The following is a 16460-nucleotide window of genomic DNA, read 5'->3' on the forward strand; positions in this document are numbered from 1 at the left end:
CCTTGCCCAGCACCGGCAGACCCGCGTTCGGCATGCAGGACAGCCCGATCCGGGCGTTCTTCGCCAGGTAGCGCAGGTGCTCGCTCATCTCCGCCGGGCCGGTCGCACAGTTCAGCCCGATGAAGTCCACCCCCAGCGGCTCCAACGCCGTGAGCGCCGCACCGATCTCCGAGCCGAGCAGCATCGTGCCCGTCGTCTCCACGGTCACGTGCACGATGACGGGCAGATCCACCCCGGCGTCCGCCAGCGCCGCCTTGCTCGCCAGGATCGCGGCCTTGGCCTGGAGCAGGTCCTGCGAGGTCTCCACCAACAGCGCGTCCACCCCGCCCGCGATCAGGCCGGCCGCGTTCTGCCGGAACCCATCCCGCACCTGCGCGTAGGGGATGTGACCGAGCGTCGGCAGCTTCGTCCCCGGGCCGATCGAGCCGAGCACCCAGCGGGTCCGGCCGTCGTCGTGGGAGTCGGCGGCCTCGCGGGCGATCCGGGCACCGGCCTCGGAGAGCTCGAAGATCCGCTCCGGGATGTCGTACTCGGTGAGCGCCGCGAAGTTGGCCCCGAAGGTGTTGGTCTCCACGCAGTCCACGCCGACCGCGAAGTACGCGTCGTGCACCGAGCGCACGATGTCCGGACGGGTCACGTTCAGGATCTCGTTGCAGCCTTCGAGCTGCTGGAAGTCCTCCATCGACGGATCCTGCGCCTGGAGCATGGTGCCCATCGCACCGTCGCCGACCACGACCCGGGTCGCGAGGGCTTCACGCAGGGCGTTCGCCCGGCTCTGCCGGCCGCCGGTCATCGGGCACCGGCCGGGATGTCGTGGGTCCGGCCGATCAGGTCGGCCGGGCTGATCCGGTACTCCTGGGTGCCGATCGTCTGAAGGACCTCGGTGGCGAGTGCGCAGCCCAGCCGGGCCGCCCGCGTCAGCGGCCACTGGCGGCTGAGCCCGGCCAGGAAGCCGGCCCGGAAGGCGTCACCGACGCCGGTGGGGTCGGCCGCCCGGTCGGTCGGCACCGCCGGGACGGTCACCGCCGCGCAGTCCGAACGGGCGATGACCACGCCGTCCGCGCCGTACGTGGTGATCCAGGTGCCGACCCGCTCCAGCACCTGCTGCTCCGTCCAGCCGGACCGCTGCTGGAGCAGCGCCGCCTCGTACTCGTTGGTGAACAGGAAGTCCGCGCCCTCGACCAGGCGCCGGACCTCCGCCCGGTCGAGGCGGGCGAGTTGCTGCGAGGGGTCGGCGGCGAAGGAGAGCCCGAGGGACCGGCACTCGTCCGTGTGCCGGAGCATCGCCTCCGGGTCGTCGGGGGCGATCAGCACCAGGTCGAGGCCGCCGGAGCTCTCCACGATCGGGGCGAGCTCCAGCTCGCGGGCCTCGGACATCGCCCCGGCGTAGAAGGTGGCGATCTGGTTCTGGTCGGCGTCGGTGGTGCAGATGAACCGGGCGGTGTGCCGGGTCTCGCTGATCCGGACGTACCGGGCGTCGACCCCGGCGGCCTCCAGCCAGGCCCGGTACTCGGCGAAGTCGCGGCCCGCCGCGCCGACCAGGATCGGGCGCAACCCCAGACTCCCCAGCCCGAACGCGATGTTGGCCGCCACCCCGCCGCGCCGGATCTCCAGCTCGTCGGCGAGGAACGACAGTGACACCTTGTCGAGCCGGCCCTCGATCAGCTGGTCGGCGAAACGGCCTGGGTAGACCATGAGATGGTCGGTGGCGATCGAACCGGTGACGGCAATACGCACGGCGGTGCTCCTCAGGGCAGTGGCGTGACAGATGACCCGGGCCTGGGCTTCGTCCTAGCCCAGGGCGACGGCGCGGAGCTTCTCCGCCCGGTCGGTGCGCTCCCAGGTGAAGTCGGGCAGCTCACGGCCGAAGTGGCCGTAGGCGGCGGTCTGCGCGTAGATCGGCCGCAGCAGGTCGAGGTCCCGGATGATCGCGGCGGGGCGCAGGTCGAAGACCTGGGTGACGGCTTCCTGGATCTTCAGGACCGGGACGGTCTCGGTGCCGAAGGTCTCGACGAACAGGCCGACCGGCTCGGCCTTGCCGATCGCGTACGCGACCTGCACCTCGGCCCGGCGGGCGAGACCGGCCGCGACGATGTTCTTGGCGACCCAGCGCATCGCGTACGCGGCCGAGCGGTCGACCTTGGACGGGTCCTTGCCGGAGAACGCGCCGCCGCCGTGCCGGGCCATCCCGCCGTAGGTGTCCACGATGATCTTGCGGCCGGTCAGGCCGGCGTCGCCCATCGGGCCGCCGATCTCGAACCGCCCGGTGGGGTTGACCAGCAGCCGGTAGTCGGAGGTGTCCAGGTCGAGCCCGGCGAGCACCGGCTCGACGACGAACTCGCGGATGTCCGGGGCGAGGAGCGAGTCGAGGTCGATGTCGGCGGCGTGCTGCGAGGAGACCACCACGGTGTCCAGCCGCACGGCCCGGTCGCCGTCGTACTCGATGGTGACCTGGGTCTTGCCGTCCGGGCGCAGGTAGGGGACGGTGCCGTCCTTGCGGACCTGGGTGAGCCGCTCGGCGAGCCGGTGGGCCAGCCGGATCGGCAGCGGCATCAGCTCGGGGGTCTCGTCGCAGGCGTAACCGAACATCAGGCCCTGGTCGCCGGCGCCCTGCCGGTCCAGGTCGTCGGTGCCGGCCCCCTGGGAGGCGCCCTCGACCCGGGCCTCGTAGGCCGTGTCGACGCCCTGCGCGATGTCCGGCGACTGCGCGCCGATCGACACCGAGACGCCGCAGGAGGCACCGTCGAAGCCCTTGGCCGAGGAGTCGTAGCCGATCCCGAGCACGGTCTCGCGCACCAGGCTGGCGATGTCCGCGTACGCGGTGGTGGTGACCTCGCCGGCGATGTGCACCTGACCGGTGGTGATCAGGGTCTCCACCGCGACCCGGGAGGCCGGGTCCTGCCGGAGCAGCGCGTCCAGGACGGTGTCGCTGATCTGGTCGGCGATCTTGTCGGGGTGGCCCTCGGTGACGGACTCCGAGGTGAAGAGACGACGGGACACGATTCCTCCGGCTGGTCGGCGGTCACGGGCTGTCGGGCCCGCACAGACTGGGAGAGCGTTCTTCAAAGCAGCTCAAGTCCGGGTCGAAAGTGCGGCCGGGACGGCGCGGCGGGCCCCTCACCCGGGAATCCGGAGCGGAATCCGGCCCGGGATCCGGGCGGCGACCCGGCCTGCGGCTCGGGCGGCGGGCTCCAGCCGGACCCGAGCGGCACGGCGCACGGTGCCAAGGTCCCGTACGCAGCAGTGAAGAGCAGCAGTGAAGAGAGGTGTCGACGGCTATGCGAACAGGCCGATCACCCATCCGGGTCCTGGTCATCGGCGGCGGTATCGGCGGACTCTGCCTGGCCCAGGGGCTGCGGCAGGCCGGTGTCGACGTGCAGGTGTACGAGCGCGACGAGTCGGCCGACGGCCGACGGCAGGGCTACCGGCTGCGGATCAGCCCGGAGGGCGAGGCCGCTCTGCTGGCCTGTCTGCCCGCCCCGCTGGCGCGGCTGCTGGCCGCGACGGCGAACACCAGGGACGACAGCGGGCTGGTCGCCTACGACGAGCAGCTGGTCGAGCAGTGGGCCCCGCACTTCGACGACCCCCGGGCCGGGCTGGACGACAAGATCGACGCCGTCGACCGGGTGACGCTGCGCCGGATCCTGCTGGCCGGGCTGGACGAGGTGGTCCACTTCGGGAAGAACTTCCAGCGGCTGGAGCGGACGGCCGACGGGCGGGTGACGGCGTACTTCGAGGACGGCACCGAGGCGGCCGGTGACGTGCTGGTGGCCGCGGACGGCACCAACTCGCGGGTGCGGGCGCAGCTGCGGCCGCAGGACGTACCGCAGGACCTGGGGATCCGCACGATCTTCTCCCGGATCCCGAGGGCGGAGGCGATCGCGGCCGGTCTGCCGCCGGCGCTCCAGGACCGCTTCAGCTACGTGATCGGCACCGACGGCCACCACCTCGGCCTGATGCCGATGCTCTTCCGCGAGCGTCCGTCCCAGGCCGCCGCGCGGCTGTGGCCGCAGGCCCGCCTGGTCGACAGCGACGACTACTACATGTCGGTCTTCAACGTGCACCAGCAGGATCTGGGCATCGGGGACGAGGAGTTCTTCGCCCTCAGCGGCGAGGAGCTGTGCGCGCTGGTCGTCGACCGCACCAAGGCCTGGCACCCGGACCTGCGGGAGATCTTCGCGTTCGCCCTGCCGGAGACGACCTTCGCCGTCCCGCTGCGGGCCACCCGGCCGGTCCGGGCCTGGGAGACCGGGCCGGTGGTCCCGCTCGGCGACGCGGTGCACGCGATGCCGCCCTCGGGCGGGGTGGGGGCGAACACCGCCGTCCGCGACGCGCAGGCGCTCAGCGGGCTGCTGGCCGCCGTCGACCGGGGCGAGCGGGAGCTGGCCGGGGCGGTGGCCGAGTACCAGGAGGCGATGGTCGGGTACGCGACGGAGGGCGTGGAGATGTCACTGCGGATCGCGCAGTGGTCGATCAAGACGGCCGAGGCCTGAGGACCGCACACGGCCGGGGGGCAGGCCGCTGACGGCCTGCCCCCCGTTCGGTTCCCGGGCGGTGTCGCCACCGCCGGCCGGGTTCCGGTCCTGCTGTCCGGTCCTACCGGACGGTGCTGCTGAACGGCGCTGCCGGACAGCGTTACTGGACGCACGCCCCCTGGCACGCGCCGATGTTCGGCGGCGTGCCGGTGGGCACCGGGAAGCCGTAGCAGTCACGGCCGCCGTTGTCGGCGATCGCGATGCCCGCGCCGATCGCCGGCGAGGCGCAGCGCAGTCGGTAGCCGGACAGGCCGGCCCCGGCGGCGCTGAACAGCGGGTCCGCCTTCACCGCGTGCTGGTCACCGGCCGGGACGGCGGTGATGTTGTAGTAGAGGTTGTGGTCGAAGGTGCTCACCGTGTCGGTGATGGTGGAGCCGCCGGGGGCGCCGTAGAAGATGTTGTTGCGGTACGAGACGTTGGTCTGCCCGTAGTTGCCGATCAGCGCCTTGGCGACCGTGGAGTACACCACGTTGTTGTAGACCGACAGGTTGGTCTCGGTGACGCCGCAGCCGTTGAAGATCACCGGGAAGGTGATCCCGCTGTAGGTGGCGTCGTGGTCGTTCTGGCTGACGTTGTAGCGGATCGTCGCGCCGTCGGTGAACTGCCCGGGCGCGGTGCAGAAGGCCAGGAAGCCGCCGCCGTTGTCGTGGCTGTAGTTGTACTGGTAGGTGACGCCGGAGTCCGCGCCGTCCACGTCGAAGGCCATCATCGGCGGCGAACTCGCGCCGTGCGAAGCCTCGTTGTACTCCAGCAGGGCCTTGTCCGAGTTCCACGCCCAGATGCCGGCGTGGTACGCGGTGGCGCGCAGGCCGAACCCGTCGAGCACGTTGTGGTCGATCAGCGGGCTCACGCCGTTCTGCACGGCGATCCCGTCACCGCCCATGTCGGCGAGGTGGTTGCCGGTGATCCGGACATTGGTCATCGGCACGAAGTAGTTGTCGCCGCTCGGGAAGAGCGCGCGCTTGGACCACTGCGACTCGGTGGCGATGCCGTAGCCGTCCGTGCCGGTGACGGTGCTGTTGGAGACCAGGATCCCGTCGAAGCCGGTGGGGGTGACCGAGCCGGCGGCCTTGAAGACGATGCCGCCGCTGTCCTCCACGTCGGGGCCGGTGCTGTCGGCGGCGTTCACGTCGTGCACGTTGACGTTGTCGACGACGTAGTGGGCGCCGGTGCCGTAGTCGGACAGCAGGACATAGATCCCGGTCCGCACCGAACCGTCCGCCGCGCCCTTGTCCGAGACGTCGAGGTTGCGCAGCTCCCAGCCCTGCACGTTGTCCAGGAACACCGCCGCGCGGGCGCCGCCGCCGACGATGGCCGCGCGGGCCGACCCGCCGTAGCTGCTGACGGTGATCGGCGCACTCGCCGTGCCCGAGCCCTTCGGCGCCAGGACGCCGGTGCAGGTGGCGCCGCTGCGCAGGAGTATCGAGTCACCGGGCTGGAAGGTGACGGTGTCGACCCTGGCGAGGCTGTGCCAGGCGGTGCCCGTCGACAGCCCGTCCGCGGTGTCGCTCCCGGCGGAGCAGTCGACGTAGTACTGGTGGCCGGTCGCGGCGCCGGCCGGCGCGGCGGCGACGAGCGGCGTGACACAGAGCGAGAGGCCGACCGCCGCTCTCAGACCGGTACCGAGGAAGCCCCGCGTACGGGGCTCCCGGGCCGCCGGGACGGCGGGCCCTCCACTGGTCGGACTCCAGGTGAAAACCATGCTGTTGCTCCTTGGGATGAAATACGGCAACCCCGGCCCGGCTGCTTCCGCCTGGCGGGTGGGGTGTCGCAGAGACTGGTGTGACGCGGCTGACGATCGCTCGAAAGCCGGTCGAGAGCGGCCGGAACCGGCCGGACCGGGTCGGCCCGACGGCCGGCTCAGCGGCCGCCGGCCGGGTGGATGACCTGGCCGCTGGTGTTGCCGTTCGCCGCGGAGCCGAGGAAGACGATCAGCCGGGCCACCTCGTCGGCGGTGGTCAGCCGGCCGCTGGGGGTCTCCGCGACGGCCTTCTCCAGCAGCGCCGGGTCCACCGCCTCCAGGCTCTCGGTCAGCGTGCCGCCGGGCGCGACCACGTTGGCGAGCACGCCGTCACCCGTCCACATCAGCCCGCGCACGAAGCCGTGCAGGGAGGCCTTGGCGGCGCTGTAGATCTCCGAGCCGTGGTTCCCGTGCGTCGCGGTGACGGAGGAGAGCAGCACGATCCGGCCCCAGCCGCGCTCCCGCATCCCGCCGAGCGCCTGACGCACCGTCCACAGGTGCCCCTCGACGTTCTCCCGGTAGCGGGCGAGCCAGAAGTCCATCGGGAAGTCCTGGTACGGGACCATGTCCTCGGGGTTCATCCACACCCAGGTCTGGGCGTTGGCCACCAGGACGTCGACACCGCCCCAGCGGTCCTCCACCGCGCGCACCGCCGCGGCGATCGACACCGGGTCGGCGAGGTCGTACGGGAGCGCGCAGGCCCGGTCCGGACCGCCCAGCTCCTCGACCAGCTCCTTGGCGGCCGCCTCGGAGCGGTGGTACGTGATCGCCGTCCGCGCGCCCTCCTGCGCGAACGCCTTCGCCGTCGCGCGGCCGATCCCCCTCGTGGCACCGGTGATCAGCACCCGCTTGTCCGCCAGACCCAGATCCATGACGCAATCCCCTCGTGTTCCTGCGGCGCGGCGCCGACTCCCGGGCGCCGGCCACCACCTTCGGGAAGGGCACTCGCGAACGGCTCGGACCGCACTGGAGCAGCGCTGGAGTCCGGCGTCCGGACGGGTTTTCTCCGGGCGTTCTCGACCGTTCCTGGAGCGGGGCGGGGCACAGTTCGCGCCAATTCGAGCACTGTTCGTCGAAAGGCTTCCCATGACTGCCCCTGCCCGGCAGGCGACTGCCGCACCGGCCATCGGCCGGCTGCGCTGGCTCGCGCTCGCCGCGATCCTCACCACGCACTGTATGGACCTGCTCGACGGCATGATGGTCAACACCGTCGCGCCGGTGATCCGGACCGGGCTGCACGGCAGCTACCTGGACCTGCAGTGGATGGCCGCCGGCTACACCCTCGCCTTCGCCTCGCTGCTGATCACCGGCGGGCGGCTGGGCGACATCTTCGGCCGCCGCCGGATGCTCCTGGTCGGCACCGTCGGGTTCACCCTCGCCTCGCTGCTGGCCGGGCTGTCGGTCAACGCCGAGATGATCATCATCGTCCGGATCGTCCAGGGCGCCTGCGCCGCCGTGATGGTCCCGCAGGGCCTGGGCATCATGCGCGAACTGTTCCCGCCGCGCGAACTGCCCAAGGCCATCGGCATGATGGGCCCGGTGGTGGGACTGGCCGCGATCGTCGCCCCGGTCCTGGGCGGCGCCCTGGCCACCGGCGACCTGCTGGGCCTCGGCTGGCGTGCCGTGTTCTTCGTCAACGTGCCGCTCGGCGTCGCCGCGATCGTCGGGACCCTGCGCTTCGTCCCGGACGACAGCTCGGACAACCGGGCCGGCGACGGCTCCGGCGACCGGACCGGGACGCGCCGGCTCGACGGGATCGGCACCGTGCTGGCCGTCGGCGCGATGGTCCTGGTCGCCTACCCGCTGATGCAGGGGCGCACGGCGGGCTGGCCGGCCTGGTGCTTCGTCAGCATGGCCGCCTCGCTCCCCGTCCTCGCCGTACTGGGCCTGCACCAGAGCCGCCGGAACAGGGCGGGCCGGGTGCCACTGATCGAGCCGGCGCTGGTGCGCAACGGCCGGTTCGTCGCCGCGCTCGCGGTCGGCGTCCTGTACTACGTGGCGCTGAGCGGCATGATGTTCGCCCTCATGGTGCAGTTGCAGACCGGGCACGGCTTCACCGCGCTGGGCGCCGGTCTGGCCATGCTGCCGTGGACGCTCGGCTCCGCGGTGGGCTCCGCCGTCGCGGGTGCCATGCTGGCCCGCCGCTGGAGCGGCCTGCGCACCCTCCAGGGCGGCCTGGCGCTGCTGGTCGCCGGAGCGGTGGGGGTGATCGCCGTCGTCTCGGGCGACCGGGCGGTCACCACCTGGCAGCTGCTGGTGCCGCTGGTGCTGCTCGGCCTCGGCATGGGCGGGGTGCTGACCCCGTACTTCAACCTCGCCCTCGCGATGGTCTCCGGCCCCGAGACCGGCGCGGCCTCCGGTCTGCTGAACTCCTTCCAGCAGCTGGGCAACAGCATCGGGTACGCGCTGCTGGGCACGGTCTTCTTCAGCGTCCTGGGCACCGGCCACGACGTGGACGGCGCGCTCAAGGTGACGTTCTGGCTCGCGGCCGGCCTGCTGGCGCTCGCCTGCGGGACGGCCGTCCTGATGCGCGGCCGCCGGACCGGACCGCACCAGGGGCCCGCCGCCGTCCGGCCGAGGACCCCGGTGGACTCGCAGGTGTAGCGGCCCGGCCGCAACGCGACGGGCCCTCCGGCGGATGTCCGCCGGAGGGCCCGTCGCACTGCCCGGCCGCCCGCTCAGCGCAGCGCGGGACGGCTCATCCCCGCGTCGATCAGGTAGTCGGAGCCCGCGATGCTGGGCACCTTGCCGGAGGCCAGCAGGACGACCAGGGTGGCGATCTCCTCGGGCTCGATGATCCGGCCGGTGGCCAGGCCGGTCATCTTCGGCACCGCGTCGACGAACTCCTCGGGCGTGAGCCCGGCGCTGCGGGCGGTCTCCGGGTTGGTCCACACCCGGGTGCGGACCGGCCCCGGCGAGATGGTGTTGACCCGCACCCCCAGCGGGGTGAACTCGGCGGAGAGCGACTTGCCGACGCTGGCGAGGGCGGCCTTGGCCGCCGAGTAGTGGGCGAGCCGGGGGTCGGCGAGGGTGGCGTTGACCGACCCGATGTTGATGACGGCCCCCCGGCGCTCGACCAGGCTCGGCAGCGCCTCGCGGGTGGTCCGGACGGCCGTGAGGACGTTCAGCCCGAACGCCTCCCGCCAGGTGTCGTCGTCGATGTCGAGGAACCCGGACGCGAGCTTCACACCCCCGCCGACGTTGTTGACCAGGATGTCGACCCCGCCGAACTCCGCGAGCGCGTGCTTGACCAGGGTCTGCGCGCCGTCCTCGGCGGCCAGGTCCACCGTGAGCGCGTACGGCGTCGCCGCGAGCAGCTCGGGGCCCACCGTACGGGAGCCGCCGAGCACCTCGGCGCCGGCCTCGGCGAGGGCCCGGACGCAGGCCAGGCCGATCCCGCTGCCGGCTCCGGTGACGACGGCTTTCCTACCGGTCAGGTCGAATTGCATGAGTTCTCCAGTGAGAGGGAGCGGGTGGCCGGGCCCGCCCGCCGGGCCCGGGCCCAGGGGCGTGGGCAGCCGCCGGGCGGGCCCGGCCGGGGTCAGCGCTGTTCGGCGTAGAACCGGCCGGTGGGGCCGTCGTGCGGGAGGAGTGCCACGTCCGCGATGAACCGGGCCGCCTCCTCGGGCAGTTGCTGCTGGCCCGGCATCATCCGGGTACGGACCCGGCCGGGGTTGACGGCGTTGACGCGCACCCCGGTGCCCTCCGTCTGCTCGGCCAGCATGGTGGTCAGACCGTTGAGGGCGCTCTTGGAGAGCGAGTAGCCGGGGGCGCCGGCGAAGAGCCGGCCGCCGAACTCCGCGGTGGTGCCGCTGGAGACGATCAGGACGTGCCCCCGGCCCCGGCCGGTCATCCGCGGCACGAACTCCTGGATCACCCGCCAGGTCCCCAGCAGGTTCACCTTCAGGGTGCGCTCGGCGAGTTCGAGCGGGACGGTCAGCGGGTCGGTACGCGCGTCCAGCAGCACCCCGGCGTTGCACACCAGGACGTCCAGCGGACCGGCCGCCTCGGCGGCGCGCCGGACGCTGTCCGCGTCGGTGGTGTCGAGCGCGCACCAGCGCGTCCCGGGGCCGAGTCCGGCCGCCGCCGCGCGGGCGTCCTGCGGGTCGCGCGCGGTCACCACCACGTCGAGGCCCCGGCCGAGCAGTTCGGCGGCGACGGCCCGGCCGATGCCCCGGTTGGCGCCGGTGACCAGGGCGGTGCCGGCGGTCACGGGTTCACGTCCATGTCACGGTCTCCAGGTGTCTCCGGGGGCCGGCCGCCGCCGGCTCGGTGGTTGCCGGGTGCCTGCCGGGCGCCTGCCAGGCGTCTGCCGGCGCTTGCCGGGTCAACGGAAGCGCAGGGGAAGGTACTTGACGCTGTTCATGAAGTTGGTCTCCGAGCGGACCGGCGGGGCGGCGGCCTCCAGCAGCGGCAGCAGGTCGGCCGCGCCCTCCAGGAACTGCCGCAGCTCCATCACCGCCAGGGCGTTGCCGATGCACACGTGCGGGCCGCCGCCGCCGAAGCTCAGGTGCGGGTTGGCCGTCCGGGCGACGTCGAACCGGTCGGGATCGGTGAAGACCTCCTCGTCCCGGTTGGCCGAGCTGTACCACATCACCACCGTCTCGCCCTCGGCCAGCGGCTGCCCGGCGACGACGGTGTCGGTGACGACGCGGCGGGCGAAGTGCGTCACCGGGGTGACCCAGCGCAGGACCTCGTTGGCGGCGGACGGCATCAGGCTCCGGTCGGCCCGCAGCCGGGCGAGCTGGTCGGGGAAGTCCAGCAGGGCGAGCACCGCGCCGGTGACGGAGCAGTAGGTGGTCTCGCTCCCGGCGGTGATCAGCGTCGAGGCGAACAGGCCGACCTCGTCCGGGGTGAGCCGGTCCGGCAGGCCGAGCCGGTCGGCGCCCTTCAGCCGGGCGTCGAGCAGCAGCGAGAAGCAGTCGTCGGTGCGGCGCCCGGCCCGGTGGCGGGCGAAGTCCTGGAGGTAGGCGTGGATCTGCTGGAAGGCGTCCTGGCCCCCGTCGCCGCCGTACTCCTCGTCACCGAGGTTCACCGTCCCGCGCGCCCAGCCGAGCATCATGGCGCGGTCCTCGTGCGGGATGTCGAGCAGTTCGAGCAGCACCTCGAACGGCAGCCGCAGCGCGATGTCCTCGGCCAGGTCGAAGCTGCCCCGCTCGCGGGCCTGCGCCAGCAGGGTGTCGACGATGCCGCGGATCGACGCCTCCATGGCCGCGAGCCGGGCGGGCGCGAACGCCTTGAAGGTCAGCTTGCGGATGCGGGTGTGCTCCGGGCTGTCGAGGAAGGTGATGATCGGCGGGCTGGGGTCGACCTTGCGGATCGAGGTCATGGTGGTCGGGCTGGAGGAGAAGGTCTTCGGATCGCGGGAGACCGCGGCCACGTCCCGGTGCCGCACCAGGTGCCAGAGGCTCTCGCCGTCGGTGTCGGTGCCCCTGACCAGCCCCTCGGTCTGCCGCAGCCGGCGGAAGTGGTCGTGCGGGATCCCGTCGGCGAAGGCCTTCGGATCCATCAGGTCGAGTTCCTGGGTGGTCATCGCGCACCCTTTCCCGCCGGGCGCGCCGTCAGGTCGGCGCAGCAGTCGGCGAAGGCGAGTTCGTGGCGGACGCCACGGGAGAAGTGATCGGTGATCACCCGCCGCAGCCGGGGCGGGGACTGGGCGCCGACCCGGTCGGCCAGGGAGAGGAACGCCTCGACCGCGTACCCGTACGACTCCCCGGGGTGGTAGGCGGCGATCCAGGGCAGATAGCGGCTGCCGGGCACGGCATTGTCCCGGAGGTGGTCGGTGACCTTCGCGTTGAACCACACCATGGGCAGCAGCGCGCCGAGGCCGGCCTCGAAGGAGCTCTCGGCGGAGTCCGTGAAGAAGGCGGCGTGCGCGGCCACCGCCGGTTCGGCCACCGGGTCCGTGGCCGGCTCCGGGAGCCGCAGGCCGCCCGCGAGGGCGGCGTACGCCGCGCGCAGCCCGTCCCGGGCCTCCAGGGTGCCGACGACGGACTGTCCGAACAGCAGGGTGTCCGCGTCCTCGGTCGCGGCGGCGGCGCAGCGGGCCAGCGCCCGGGCGTAGGCCGGCAGCAGGAAGGCGGTGTCCTGGCCGACGAAGCGGGCCAGCGCCGCGGGCGGCAGGGTGCCGTCCCGCAGGCCCGACCAGAACGGGTGGTCCAGCACCTGCCGCAGCACCGGTTCACAGATCTCCGCGAGCTCTCGCCGCAGCATCGCACTCCCTCTCGCGCGTCGTCCGTTGTCCCCGTCCGGGACGGTACGGACGGACGGTATGGACGCGCGCTCGAAGGTGCCTGGGGCCCGGCTGGACCCGGTCTTAGGCCGGTCGGTCTCAGTCCTCCAGGACGGGCGCGGCCGAGCCGGCCAGCGCCGTCAGCTCCTCCCAGGTCCAGGCGAGCCGGCCGGCCTTCAGGTCCTCCACCACGCCGGTGAGCCAGCGCAGTTCGGCGGCGGCCACGGTGCGCTGGTACTCGGTCTCCAGCATCACGACCCGGCTGAGCCCGCCGTCGCCCTCGCCCTCCAGCAGGGCGTCCAACTGCTCCAGGCTCCGGGTGATGCTCTCCGCGCGCCGCTCCAGGACGGTCCGGGCCTCGTCGGGGGTGAGCATGAGCGCGAAGGAGAGGGCGACGGGGAACTGCGGGTACTCCTGCTTGGGCGCCCCGAGCATCTCCAGCAGCCACTCGCGGGTGATCCGGCGCCCGGGCTCGGTGATCCGGTAGACGGTGCGCTCGGCGTACTGCTGGTCGCGCCCGGTGCCCTCGATCTCCACCAGCCCGGCGGCCAGCAGCCGCTCGATGGTCCGGTAGATGCTCGCCCGCTGGTTGACGTTCACCACCTGGTCCTTGCCCCACTCCTTGATCAGCCGCTGCATGCCGTAGGGGTGCAGCGGCTGGTAGTGCAGCAGCGACAGGACGGTCAGGGCGAGCGGCGAGGAGCGCAGCGGTGTGTCGGTCATGCGCGCATCGTACGTGCCGGGCGACGTCACCGCCTCACTAGTTACTGACGTACTGGTTACTCCAACACTGGTTGCAGTCACACTGGTTTCTCGTTCACTAGTTGACTCGCAACTAGTTTCAGTGCAACTATATGAGAGTCAGCAGCGCAGGAGCTTCACCCGACCGGGGAAGGACCCACCGAGATGACCGACAACACCACCGAGCGCATCCTCGCCGACCGCACCGTGACCAAGCGGCTGGGCAACTGGACGGCGGCGGACAGCTTCGACGTCCGGGGCCGCGACGCGAGCATCGTCCTCGACCTGCGTTCCCCGGACGTCCCCACGGACGTCCAGTTCCACCTCGACCTGCACCACAGCACCGTCAAGTTGCTGCTCGCCGACGGCGACACCCTGGACCACTGGGACGTGAAGTGGCCCGCGAAGGGCCGGCTCAAGGACGCCCAGGGCCCCACCGGCAAGGCCGGCCGCCGGATCCACCTCTACGGCACCGCCGTCAACAGCGAGATCCGGATCCACCGGGGCGGGGTGGCGATCGTCTCCGCGATGCTCTCCCGCGAGTACCTGGAGGACGCCCGCAGCGCCCGCCGCGAGGGCCGGCACACCACGATCGACGACCCGACGCGTGGGCACTGACGGCAGGCGAGTGGCCGGGACCGCGACCTCCGTCGCCACCCCGGCCACTCGTAGCCCTCTCTCTCGCGGCCCGGCCGCGCGGACCGGGCCCGGCCCGGCTACCAGGCGACCGGGAGCTCGTGCACGCCGTAGAAGACCTTGTCCTCCGCCGCCGTCCGGACCTGGTCGGCCGGCACCGCCAGGCGCAGCCCGGGCAGCCGGGTCAGCAGCGCGCGGAATGCCAACTTCATCTCGACCCGGGCGAGTTGAGCCCCGAGGCACTGGTGGATACCGTGCCCGAAGGCCAGGTGGGGCGCCTGGTCGCGGAGCAGGTCCAACCGGTCCGGGTCCGGGTAGACCTGGGGATCGCGGTTGGCGGCGGCGAGCGAGACGATGAGCGTCTCCCCCGCCCGGACCGTCTGCCCGGCGATCTCCAGGTCCGCCCGGGCCGTGCGGGTCAGACCGAACTGGACGATCGTGAGGTAGCGCAGCAACTCCTCGACGGCGTCGTCGAGGAGCGCCTCGTCGGCCCGCAGCGCGTCCGCCTGCGCGGGGTTCTGCAGCAGCGCGAACGCCCCGAGCCCCAGCATGTTCGCGGTCGTCTCCAGGCCGGCGATCAGCAGCAGCGCCCCGATCCCGACCACCTCGTCGTCCTTGAGCGGCGTGTCACCGTGCAGCAGATCGCTGAGGATGTCCTCGCCCGGCTCCAGCCGCCTGGCCCGGACGAGTTCGGCCAGCCCTCCGTACAGCCCGTCCCTGGCCACCCGCAGCGGCTCCGGCTCGGTGTCGAGCGACAGCATCGCGATGATCCAGCGCTGGTAGTCCGAACGCTGCCCGGCCGGGATCCCCAGCATCTCGGTGATCACCAGTGTCGGGATCGGCTGCGAGAACCACTCCACCAGGTCCACCGGCGAGCCGTGCCCGATCATCGCGGTCAGCTGCTCGTCGATGATCTGTTCGAGCCTGGGCGTGATCTCCCGGCACCGCTTGCGGGTGAAGTAGCGGCTCACCAGCCGCCGGTAGCGGCTCTGCTCCGGCGGGTCCATCGCCGAGAACACCCCGGGCGGCACCGCGAGTTCGTCGTCCGGCAACGGGAGCTCCGTCGCCGGGGTGACCTGGATCAGCGGCGGGCTGGTCCGCGGGTCCGCGAGCGCGGCCCGCGCGTCCTCGTAGCGCGTGACCAGCCAGCCGACCCGCCCGCCGGGCAGCCGGAGCCGGCTCATCGGCCGCTCCTCCCGCAGCCGCGCGTACTCCTCGGGCGGATCGAAGGGGCAACCGCGCCGCGACGGCAGGATCATCGGATCGGGAAGCGGCATCGACATGGGCACACCTGTCTCGCGAATCGACCTGGGTCTCGGGGGTTCGGGGGAGTCCGGGTTCCGCGACCGCGTCACACCGGCCGGTACTCCAGCAGCGCGACGTCGCCGGGCACCGGTTCGTTGGCGGGCGCGAAGCCGGCCGCCCCGGCCAGGCGGTTCCACTCCGCGCGGTCGCGCTCGCGGCCGCCGAGCACGGCCAGCGACTCGACGTCGATGAGCTTGCCGATGTCCCACTCCCCCGGGCCGCGCAGCAGGTTCTCGACGATCAGCAGCCGCGCGTCGGTGTCGCCGACGGCCGTCCTGATGCTCCGCAGGATCAGCAGCGCCTTGTCGTTGTCCCAGTTGTGCAGGGTGTTCTTGACGAAGTAGGCGTCGCAGCCGGACGGCACCCCGACGAAGAAGTCGGACGGCACGACCGACACCCGGTCCTCCAGGCCGGAGCCGTCGAAGACCTCCTTCGCCTCGGCGACCGTGTGCGCCTGGTCGACCAGCACGCCGGTGGTGCCGGGGTGGCGGCGCAGCAGCTCGGCCAGGAAGTGCCCACGGCCGCCGCCCACGTCCGCGATCCGGCGGAACCGCCCGAAGTCGAACTCGTCGAAGATCCGGTCCATGCCGGGGTAGCGGTTCTGCAGCATCGCCCGGTCCAGCACCGCCGCCTTGTCCGGGTGCGCCTTGGTGTACTCGTAGAACGGCTCCCCGAACGCCGGTACGAAGGCCGCCTCGCCCGTCCGCAGGGTGTGCGCCACGTTCTCGTACGGCCGCCACAGCATCGGGTCGGAGGCGAACAGGAACATGTCGCGGATGCCGCCCTCGGCGTCCGAGACCAGCCCCTCCGACACCGGCAGCAGCGCGAAGCGGCCGTCGGCGCGCTCCTCCAGCACCCCGGCGGCGGCGATCGCCCGCAGCACCCGGTAGAGCGCGTCGGCGTCGGTGCCGGTCGTCCCGGCGATCTCGGCGACCGTCCGGGGGCCGTCGGCCAGCGCGTCGGGCACCTTCACCTCGACGGCCGCCCGCAGCGCGCCGACGGCCCACTTCGCATAGATGAATCCGAGCACCTGCTGACGCGGCGGCAGGCCCGGATCGAACCAGCCGGCCATGCCCCGGGGGTTGGAAGTGCTGTCCTGCGCGTCCATCGTCCTCCGCCTCTCGTCCGCCGCTCCGGCGGCCCACAGACTCGCGGCGGCCGCTCGACTCCCGATGGGGCTGCGGTCGAACGGGCCCGCCGCCGGGCGGCCCGGTCCACCGGTCGTCGAGGAGTACTCGAAGCGCCGGGCGCACGCTGCTGCGGGTTTACA

At 72.5% G+C, this 16460-nt stretch carries 15 protein-coding genes; 3 read left to right on the plus strand and 12 right to left on the minus strand.

What is annotated here, in order from left to right; genetic code table 11:
- The 3 genes from ABD330_RS22185 to metK all read right to left on the minus strand — a co-directional run.
- Positions 1–793, minus strand: a 793-nt coding sequence (locus tag ABD330_RS22185; protein ID WP_344467677.1) for a homocysteine S-methyltransferase family protein, incomplete at its 3' end; no start/stop codon positions are given.
- Positions 790–1737, minus strand: a complete 948-nt coding sequence (locus ABD330_RS22190; RefSeq protein WP_344467678.1) for a carbohydrate kinase family protein — start codon at positions 1735–1737, stop codon at positions 790–792. The genes ABD330_RS22185 and ABD330_RS22190, both read right to left, overlap by 4 nt.
- Positions 1738–1791: 54 nt before the next feature.
- Positions 1792–3000 (minus strand): methionine adenosyltransferase, encoded by a 1209-nt coding sequence (gene metK, locus ABD330_RS22195; RefSeq protein WP_344467679.1) that lies wholly within the window; start codon positions 2998–3000, stop codon positions 1792–1794.
- 278 nt (positions 3001–3278) lie between these two features.
- Between metK and ABD330_RS22200 the strand changes: the two genes are divergently transcribed.
- Entirely contained in the window at positions 3279–4493 is a 1215-nt protein-coding gene (locus tag ABD330_RS22200; protein WP_344467680.1) for an FAD-dependent oxidoreductase, read from the plus strand.
- A 142-nt stretch (positions 4494–4635) separates the two neighbouring features.
- Here the strand turns inward: ABD330_RS22200 and ABD330_RS22205 are convergent, their stop codons facing one another.
- Together ABD330_RS22205 and ABD330_RS22210 are read right to left on the minus strand one after the other, a co-directional pair.
- Positions 4636–6237, minus strand: coding sequence for a right-handed parallel beta-helix repeat-containing protein (locus tag ABD330_RS22205; RefSeq protein ID WP_344467681.1), 1602 nt, complete (start codon positions 6235–6237; stop codon positions 4636–4638).
- A 158-nt stretch (positions 6238–6395) separates the two neighbouring features.
- Entirely contained in the window at positions 6396–7148 is a 753-nt protein-coding gene (locus ABD330_RS22210) for an SDR family NAD(P)-dependent oxidoreductase (RefSeq protein ID WP_344467682.1), read from the minus strand.
- A gap of 214 nt (positions 7149–7362) precedes the next feature.
- On the opposite strand from ABD330_RS22210, the gene ABD330_RS22215 reads away from it, so the two are divergent.
- Positions 7363–8880 (plus strand): MFS transporter, encoded by a 1518-nt coding sequence (locus tag ABD330_RS22215; protein WP_344467683.1) that lies wholly within the window; start codon positions 7363–7365, stop codon positions 8878–8880.
- A gap of 74 nt (positions 8881–8954) precedes the next feature.
- On the opposite strand, the gene ABD330_RS22220 is transcribed toward ABD330_RS22215, so the two are convergent.
- The 5 genes from ABD330_RS22220 to ABD330_RS22240 form a co-directional block, all read right to left on the minus strand.
- The gene (locus ABD330_RS22220) at positions 8955–9725 is read right to left on the minus strand and encodes an SDR family NAD(P)-dependent oxidoreductase (protein ID WP_344467684.1); all 771 of its coding nucleotides are present in this window, start codon (positions 9723–9725) and stop codon (positions 8955–8957) included.
- Between the two features lie 92 nt (positions 9726–9817).
- The gene (locus ABD330_RS22225; protein ID WP_344467685.1) at positions 9818–10489 is read right to left on the minus strand and encodes an SDR family NAD(P)-dependent oxidoreductase; all 672 of its coding nucleotides are present in this window, start codon (positions 10487–10489) and stop codon (positions 9818–9820) included.
- Positions 10490–10603: 114 nt separating this feature from the next.
- Positions 10604–11809, minus strand: coding sequence for a cytochrome P450 (locus tag ABD330_RS22230; RefSeq protein WP_344467686.1), 1206 nt, complete (start codon positions 11807–11809; stop codon positions 10604–10606).
- Complete coding sequence (locus ABD330_RS22235) at positions 11806–12489, minus strand: thiaminase II/PqqC family protein (RefSeq protein ID WP_344467687.1); 684 nt, start codon at positions 12487–12489, stop codon at positions 11806–11808. Before ABD330_RS22235 ends, ABD330_RS22230 begins: the two co-directional genes overlap by 4 nt.
- Before the next feature lie 118 nt (positions 12490–12607).
- A complete protein-coding gene (locus ABD330_RS22240) occupies positions 12608–13231 on the minus strand; it encodes a PadR family transcriptional regulator (RefSeq protein WP_344467688.1) in 624 nt (207 codons plus the stop codon).
- Positions 13232–13414: 183 nt separating this feature from the next.
- Between ABD330_RS22240 and ABD330_RS22245 the strand changes: the two genes are divergently transcribed.
- The gene (locus tag ABD330_RS22245; RefSeq protein WP_344467689.1) at positions 13415–13867 is read left to right on the plus strand and encodes a hypothetical protein; all 453 of its coding nucleotides are present in this window, start codon (positions 13415–13417) and stop codon (positions 13865–13867) included.
- A gap of 98 nt (positions 13868–13965) precedes the next feature.
- On the opposite strand, the gene ABD330_RS22250 is transcribed toward ABD330_RS22245, so the two are convergent.
- Both ABD330_RS22250 and ABD330_RS22255 read right to left on the minus strand, forming a co-directional pair.
- Complete coding sequence (locus tag ABD330_RS22250; protein ID WP_344467690.1) at positions 13966–15168, minus strand: cytochrome P450; 1203 nt, start codon at positions 15166–15168, stop codon at positions 13966–13968.
- 68 nt (positions 15169–15236) lie between these two features.
- A complete protein-coding gene (locus ABD330_RS22255) occupies positions 15237–16298 on the minus strand; it encodes a methyltransferase (protein WP_344467691.1) in 1062 nt (353 codons plus the stop codon).
- Positions 16299–16460: the final 162 nt, after the last annotated feature.

The sequence above is a fragment of the Kitasatospora kazusensis genome (assembly GCF_039529945.1).
GTDB lineage: Bacteria > Actinomycetota > Actinomycetes > Streptomycetales > Streptomycetaceae > Kitasatospora > Kitasatospora kazusensis.